General features: G+C 73.2%; 9 protein-coding genes. All 9 read left to right on the forward strand.

What is annotated here, in order from left to right:
• On the forward strand, positions 1-948 hold a 948-nt coding region (locus ACIG5F_RS49055), incomplete at its 5' end, for a CpaF family protein (RefSeq protein WP_396527252.1).
• Positions 948-1769: a type II secretion system F family protein gene (locus ACIG5F_RS49060; protein ID WP_396527253.1), complete on the forward strand. Its 822-nt coding sequence runs from the start codon at positions 948-950 to the stop codon at positions 1767-1769. The genes ACIG5F_RS49055 and ACIG5F_RS49060, both read left to right, overlap by 1 nt.
• A complete protein-coding gene (locus ACIG5F_RS49065) occupies positions 1769-2644 on the forward strand; it encodes a pilus assembly protein TadB (protein ID WP_396527254.1) in 876 nt (291 codons plus the stop codon). Before ACIG5F_RS49060 ends, ACIG5F_RS49065 begins: the two co-directional genes overlap by 1 nt.
• Before the next feature lie 30 nt (positions 2645-2674).
• On the forward strand, positions 2675-2863 hold the full coding sequence (locus ACIG5F_RS49070) for a hypothetical protein (RefSeq protein ID WP_396527255.1): 189 nt from the start codon (positions 2675-2677) through the stop codon (positions 2861-2863).
• Positions 2860-3258: a TadE/TadG family type IV pilus assembly protein gene (locus tag ACIG5F_RS49075; protein ID WP_396527256.1), complete on the forward strand. Its 399-nt coding sequence runs from the start codon at positions 2860-2862 to the stop codon at positions 3256-3258. The genes ACIG5F_RS49070 and ACIG5F_RS49075 overlap by 4 nt, the downstream gene beginning before the upstream one ends.
• A complete protein-coding gene (locus tag ACIG5F_RS49080) occupies positions 3258-4049 on the forward strand; it encodes a hypothetical protein (RefSeq protein WP_396527257.1) in 792 nt (263 codons plus the stop codon). The genes ACIG5F_RS49075 and ACIG5F_RS49080 overlap by 1 nt, the downstream gene beginning before the upstream one ends.
• The gene (locus tag ACIG5F_RS49085; protein ID WP_396527258.1) at positions 4046-4489 is read left to right on the forward strand and encodes a hypothetical protein; all 444 of its coding nucleotides are present in this window, start codon (positions 4046-4048) and stop codon (positions 4487-4489) included. Before ACIG5F_RS49080 ends, ACIG5F_RS49085 begins: the two co-directional genes overlap by 4 nt.
• Complete coding sequence (locus tag ACIG5F_RS49090) at positions 4486-4896, forward strand: pilus assembly protein TadG-related protein (RefSeq protein WP_396527259.1); 411 nt, start codon at positions 4486-4488, stop codon at positions 4894-4896. Before ACIG5F_RS49085 ends, ACIG5F_RS49090 begins: the two co-directional genes overlap by 4 nt.
• Positions 4889-6667, forward strand: a 1779-nt coding sequence (locus ACIG5F_RS49095) for a LysM peptidoglycan-binding domain-containing protein (protein ID WP_396527260.1), incomplete at its 3' end; no start/stop codon positions are given. The genes ACIG5F_RS49090 and ACIG5F_RS49095, both read left to right, overlap by 8 nt.

The following is a 6667-nucleotide window of genomic DNA, read 5'->3' on the forward strand; positions in this document are numbered from 1 at the left end:
TGGGTGGCGTTGCTGGAGGGCATGTTCGCCCGGCTCGGCGCGACCAGCCGCGAGTTCTCCGCGGCCACCCCGATCGGCAACCTGCGGCTGCCGGCCGGTGGGCCGTTGGGGGCGCGGTTGGCGGCGGTCATGCAGGTCACCGAACGCCCCACCGCGGCGATCCGGCTGCACCGCCTGGTCAACGCCACCCTGGACACCCTCGTCGGCCACCGCACCCTCGATCCCGGCCTGGCGGACTTCTTGGCGGGGGCGGTGCGGGCGGGGTTGCGGATCGTGGTGTCGGGCGAGTGGGGCGCCGGCAAAACCACCCTGCTCCGCGCCCTCTGCCACGAGATCGCGCCGCTGGAGCACATCGTGACGATCGAGGACGATCGGGAGCTCGGGTTGCACACGTGGCCGGCCCGGCACCCGGTGGTGACCTCGATGGAGGCCCGCCTGCCCAACGCCGAGGGCGTCGGCGCGATCACCCTGGAGCAGCTCCTCGTGCAGGCGTTGCGGCATTCGCCGCGGCGGGTGATCGTCGGCGAGGTCCGCGGCGGCGAGGTCACCACCCTGCTGCGGGCGTTGAGCACGGGGGCGGGCGGGTTGTGCACGCTGCACGCCGACACCGCGCACACGGTGTTCGACCGGATCGCGAACATGGCCCAGCTCGCGGTCCCGCCGCTGCCGGTCGCCACCGCCTACCGGTGGACCGCGACCGCCCTGGACTTGATCGTGCACGTCCGCCGCCGCGACCGCGTCGAGGGTGGTCGGCCGGTGCGGGAGCGGTTCGTCTCCCAGGTGCTGGAGGTCGGCCCGGTCGGCGACGCCGGCCGCCCGGACGCGACCGAGCTCTACGGCCCCGACCCCGACACCGGCCGCGCGAGGCCGATGTTCCCGCCCAGCCCGCGGCTGCAGGAGCTGCTGCGCCCGCACGGCCTCAACCTCGACACGTGGGCGGGTGCGTGATGATCACCGTCCTGTTCGGACTCGGAGCCGCTCTCGGCCTGTGTGTTGTCATGGCGGGCCTGCTCGACCTACGTATCCCCAAGATCGTCTTGCCTAGCAAAAGAATCCGGCTCAAGCCGGTGGTGATCGCGGTCGGTGTGGGTCTCGTGGTGTGGCTGGTCACGGGCTGGCCGGTGGGCGGGATCGCCGCGGCCGCCGGCGCATACGCCGGCCCCAAACTCCTGCACTCGGCCGGGGCTCGGGTGGTGGTGGCGCGGCGGGAGGCGTTGGCCGAGTGGATCCAGCGGCTGGCCGGCCTGCTCACGGCGGGGGCCGGTGGGATCGAGGACGCGATCGCCCGCTCGGCGCGCACCGCCCCGGCCGTGCTCGCCGAGCACATCACCACCCTCGCGTTCCGCACCCGCTCGATGGGCACCGAGCAGGCGTTGCGCCGTTTCGCCGACGACCTGGCCGACGTCGAAGTCGACGCGGTCGTGGCCAGCCTGATCCTGCGTGTCCGCGACGGCGGCGCCGGCCTGGTCGAGGTGTTGCAGGCGAGGGCGGTGACGCTGCGCCAGCAGGTCCAGGCCCAGCTCGCGCTGGAGGCCGAACGACAGCGGCCCCGCACCCAGATGGTGATCATCATGGGCGTCATCGCCGTCACTGTCCTGGCCCTGATGGCCGGTTCCCAGCTGCTCGACTCCTACAGCAGCCTGTCCGGCCAGCTGTGGCTCGCCCTGGTTGTCGCACTCTGGGCTGCGGCGTTCGCCTGGGCCTACCTGCTGACCCGGCCCGACCGCTCGGCGAGGTTCTTGGTCGACAACCGGGCGGGTGGTCGGTGATGAGCACCGTGCCGTTGCTGCTCGCGCTCGGCGTCGCCGCCGGCCTCGCCCTGGTGGCGGGTGCGGTGGTGCCGGCGCGGCGGGAGTCGTTGGCGGTCACGATCGCCCGCGTCGACGCGATCACCGCCAACCCCGACCAACCCCTCTACCGGTCCCGGTGGTGGCAGTCCGGGCTGGAGCGGCTCACCGCCACGTGCTCGAAGTCGTCCCGCCGGTGGTGGAGCATCCCGGCCGCGGACTTGATGGTGCTGCGGCAGACCCCGCTGGCCTTCACCACCCGCCGCCTCACCGCGGCCGGCATCGGCCTGCTCGCCGCCACGGTCCTCGGAGCCGGGGTCCTGCCGCTGGCGCAGCTGCCACTCGCTGGGCTCGCCGGCGCCGCCCTGGGCTGGCTGCTGCCGGCCAGCCTGGTGGCGCGGGCGGCGAAGGCGGCGCGGGTGGAGTTCGCCGCGGCGATCGCCGTGTTGTGTGATCTGACCGCGCAGGAACGCGACGCCGGCCGCGCCCCCGCCCAGGCCATCGCCGAGGCCACCGCGGTCGCCGACGGCTGGGCCGCCACCCTGGTCCGGGCTCGGCTGCGCAGCGCGCAACGCCTCGGCCACACCCCCGCCGACGCGCTCACTGCCCTGTCCGAGCAGGTCCAGGTCCGCGAGCTCGCCGACCTCGCCGAGATCATCGCCACCGCCGCCGAGGGCGCCGCGATCAGCCGCGCCTTGCGCGACAAGGCCACCGCGCTGCGCGCCACCGCGATCCAGACCGCCACCGCCACCGCGAACGCCCGCGTGGAGTGGCTCGTGTGGCCGGTCGCGCTGCTGGTGGTCGGGATGCTGCTGCTCGTGTTGCGCGGCGTCGCCACCCAAGTCCTCACCCCGTGAATTCCTGGTGCACAGCAAGGAGAAAGGCGCATGAACCTCAACACGATGTGCCGGCGGGCGCGGGCCGCGCTGCGACGGCTGTGGGCCGAGGACACCGGCGCGGTGACCGTCGAGTACGCCGTGATCATCGGGGTCGTGCTGCTGCTGGCCGCGGTGCTGCTGGGCCCGCACCTGATGCAACTCGTGCAGTCCCTGATCAGCAAATGGCAAACCCCATGACCGCCCTGCTGCACGACGAGCGCGGGTCGGTGACGGTCGAGGCCGCGCTGTGGCTGGCGCCCGCGATGCTCGCGCTGGTCGGGCTCGTGCAGATCGCGTTGTGGTGGGCCGCGGTGGACACCTGCTCGGCCGCCGCGCAGGAAGGCCTGGACACCGGGCGGGTGCTGGGCGGCACCCCCGCCGCCGCCCACCAAGCCGCCACCACCTACCTGGCCCGCGCCGCCGCCCTGGCCCGCAACCCCCAGGTGTCGACCGCCGGCACCACCGAGGCCCGGATGCGGGTGTCGGTGTCGGCCGAGGTGGTGATGGTCGTGCCGATCCCCGGCTGGCAGTGGCACATCACCTATGCCGTCGCCGGCGTCCGCGAACACCCCACCACCCCACAGGATTCCTGATGCTGGACACCGGAGTCTTCACCAGCGGGCCCGAGCCGATGCTGTGGCGGCCCGGCCTCGACCACACCCGCCTGTACCGCCAGGCTGTTGTGGAGTCGGTGCTGCCCGAGGCGGCGCCGTTCGCGTTGATCGGCCTCGCGATCGCCGTCATGGCCGGCTCCTGGATCGGCGTGCTGGTCGCGCTGCTGGTGCTGGCGTTGGCCGGGCTGACCGCGCTGTCGACCTACCGCTGCTGGGGCCTGGACTGCACGCGGCCCGCCTGGACCCGGCACCGCCGCGATCGCGGCGCAGGGGAGTGGTTCTACCGCCCCAGCGACTTCACCGCCCTGCCCGCCGAGTGCCGAGAGCGCGTGGATCAGGTGTTCGCGGCGCTGGCCGTGTTCGACGAGCCGCTGCTGTCGTGCTGGCTGGATCAGCCCGTGCGGCACGAGGTGCACACCCTCGCCTGGCAGCTGCTGGACTGCCTGCACGCCACCCTGCCCGCCCGCACCCTCCTGTCCCGCGTCGCCCCGGATCTGGCCGAGGACGCCGTCGTGCTGTGCACCCGCTACGAGCTCGTGCGCCTGGACACCGCGATCTGTGTTGCGGTGGACGAGTTTTCCGACACCAGCGCCCTCGTGCAGGAGCTGGTCGCCCGGTTCACCACACCCCGCCGACTCGCCGCCCTCCACCATGATCTGCGGCGCCTGCGCCTGCCGGCCCCGCCCGAGGTGGCGGAGATGCGCGAGGCCGTGCGCGGCCGCGTTCGGGCCGTGCGCGAAGTGCTCGATTTCGCCGAGGCCACCCCATGATCACCCTGGTGCGGCGGCTGCTCACCGATGAGGCCGGCGCGGTCACGGTCGAGATGGCGATCTATGTGCCGATCGCCGCGCTGATCGCGTGCCTGCTGTGGGCCTACGGCGCCACCGCCTCCGCGGACTCGGCGGTGCTGCACGCCGCGCTCGATGCCGCCCGCGCCGCCTCCCACGCCCGCAACACCGCCCACGCACAAGCGGATGCTTCCCTTGTCGCGCAGCAGATCCTGCACGAACACAACCTTCGCTGCCGCGCCCTGACCGTCACCGTGGACACCGCCGGCTTCGCGGTGCCGGTCGGCCAGCCTGCCCAGGTCGGCGTCGAGGTGACCTGCCTGATCACCCTCGCCGACCTCTACGTCCCGGGCCTGCCCGGCGAGAAAACCCTGCACGCGCACCAGATCAGCGCCCTGGACACCTACCGGACCCGCACATGAACCGCCTCCTGACCCGCCTGCTGCGCGACGATCGAGGGTCGGTGTCGGTCACCATGGCGTTGGGCATGATGGTCGCGGTGGTGATGCTGGCCTTGTTGACCACCGTGCACGGCCTCAACGACGCCCAGTCCCGCGCCGACGCGCTGGCCTCTGAGGCCGCCCGCGCCGCCGAGACCGCGATCAACACCCGCGGCCCCACCCTCACTATCGACCCCGTCGACGCCCAGACCGCCGCCCGCGCCTACCTGTCCGCGGCCGGCGCCACCGGCACCGTCACGATCACCAACCCCACCACCGTCACCGTCGTCGTCACCGTCGACCGCCCCGCCCTGTTCACGTTGCTGGGCCCGACTTATCACGCGGTCGCGACCAAGAACGCCGTGCTGGTGGTCGGCCGCCGTGCGTGAGACCGGCCGGGCCCTGACCGCGCTGCTCGCCCTCACGGCGTTCCTGGTCGGGGTGCCGGCCGGCAACCTCGCCACCGGCGGCGCCCCCGACCACCTCCTACCCCACACGCTGCCCGATTCCGCCGAGCAGGCGTGGGAGGCGCTGCGCTGGTCCTACCTGGACGGCTCCCTGATGCCGTGGCTGGCTCACACCCTGGCCTGGTGCGGCTGGGCCCTCGGCGCGGTCCTGGTCCTATGCGATCTCGCCCGTCTCCTGCACGCCGGCGGCACCGCCGCGGCCCGACACCTGGCCGGCCGTTCCCCGCGCACGTGGATCACAGGGCTGGTCGCCTCCGCGCTGCTGGTGTTCACCGCCACCAACGCCACCGCCACCCCCGCCGGGCCGCCGGTCGTGGCCACCGCCGACCAGCACCCCCAACCCGCCGCGCCCCGCCCGGACCACTACACCGTGCCCGACGCGGTGCGACCGGACTGCCCACGGCACCAGGTCGTGCTCGGCGACACTTACTGGAGCCTGGCCGACACACACCTGGGCGACGGCCGCCGCTACGTGGAGATCGACGCCCTCAACCACGACCGCATCCCCGACTCCCACCAACTCCAGCCCGGCATGGTGGTCCTGCTCCCACCCGACGCCGCCCACCTCCCACCGCCCCTGCCCGCCGGCGCCCGACAGGTGGTGGTCGCGCCGGGGGAGACCGCTTCCTCCATCGCCCAGCGCGAATACGGCAACCCGAACGCCTGGCACCGGCTATGGGACCTCAACCACAACCGCCCGCAGGCCGACGGCCGCGCGTGGCGCACCCCCGACCTGCTCCTGCCCGGCTGGCACCTCGCCCTCGACCCGGACATCGCCCCACCGGCTCCCACGTCACCGCCTTCCTCACCACCGGCTCTGCCAGCACCTCCAGCGGTCACCCCGACCACGGCAACTCCCGCACCAACAACGACCTCGGCACCCGCGATCACCGTGCCCGCCACGTCAACGCCACCGACGACTCCGACATCGAGCACCCCGCACGCTGTGCCAGAGCAGAGGCCGGACCTGATCGTCAGCCTGCCCAACGGCGTCTTCATCGGCGCCGGCGTCGCGGCCGCCGTGACCGCCGCGATGCTCGCCGTCCGCGCCCGTCAACGCCGTCAGTACCGGATCGGCAGCGGCCGCCGCGCCGACCTCCAACGCCCCGTCGCGCCTGTCGTCCGAGCGCTGCGGATAGCCCACGACAGCGCCTTTCAACCCGCCGCCCCGCCAACTCCCGAAGCCCAGCAACAACTCCGTCCTGGCCACGAGGTCGCCCTCACCATCGCCGCCACACACGGGCTTGGAATCCGCGGGCCGGGAACAGAGGCTGTCGGCCGGGCCCTGCTCGTGCACCTGCTGGCCGAACCCGACACCCACGTGGTCACTACCGACACCGACCTCGCCCGCCTGCTCGGCACATCAACGGACCTCCGGCACCCGAGACTGACCATCACCTCCTCCTTCACCTCCGCGCTGGAGACCCTCACGGCCCGAGCCATCAGCACCGAGACCAGAACCGCGGTGATCGCCACCCCACAACCGGGCACCGAGGCGCCGCTGAAGGATGTGCTCGGCTCCGGGGCGGTGGTGCTGCTGGGCACCTGGCCGGCCGGCTGCACCGTCGAGGTCGAGGAGAACGGATCCGTCCGCGCCAGCGACGCGCCGGAATTGCTCGACACCCGGCTGTTCACGCTGCCAGCCCACGAAACCGCCGACCTGCTCACGCTGTTCACCGCCGCGGCCGAACCA

It is taken from the genome of Kutzneria sp. NPDC052558 (assembly GCF_044547355.1).
Taxonomy (GTDB): domain Bacteria; phylum Actinomycetota; class Actinomycetes; order Mycobacteriales; family Pseudonocardiaceae; genus Kutzneria.

Bases quoted from the DNA above. Each gene is read 5' to 3' on its own strand.
- ACIG5F_RS49065 (WP_396527254.1), top strand. From the start codon at position 1,769: ATGAGCACCGTGCCGTTGCTGCTCGCGCTCGGCGTCGCCGCCGGCCTC.
- ACIG5F_RS49070 (WP_396527255.1), top strand. From the start codon at position 2,675: ATGAACCTCAACACGATGTGCCGGCGGGCGCGGGCCGCGCTGCGACGG.
- ACIG5F_RS49060 (WP_396527253.1), top strand. From the start codon at position 948: ATGATCACCGTCCTGTTCGGACTCGGAGCCGCTCTCGGCCTGTGTGTT.
- ACIG5F_RS49080 (WP_396527257.1), top strand. From the start codon at position 3,258: ATGCTGGACACCGGAGTCTTCACCAGCGGGCCCGAGCCGATGCTGTGG.
- ACIG5F_RS49090 (WP_396527259.1), top strand. From the start codon at position 4,486: ATGAACCGCCTCCTGACCCGCCTGCTGCGCGACGATCGAGGGTCGGTG.
- ACIG5F_RS49075 (WP_396527256.1), top strand. From the start codon at position 2,860: ATGACCGCCCTGCTGCACGACGAGCGCGGGTCGGTGACGGTCGAGGCC.
- ACIG5F_RS49085 (WP_396527258.1), top strand. From the start codon at position 4,046: ATGATCACCCTGGTGCGGCGGCTGCTCACCGATGAGGCCGGCGCGGTC.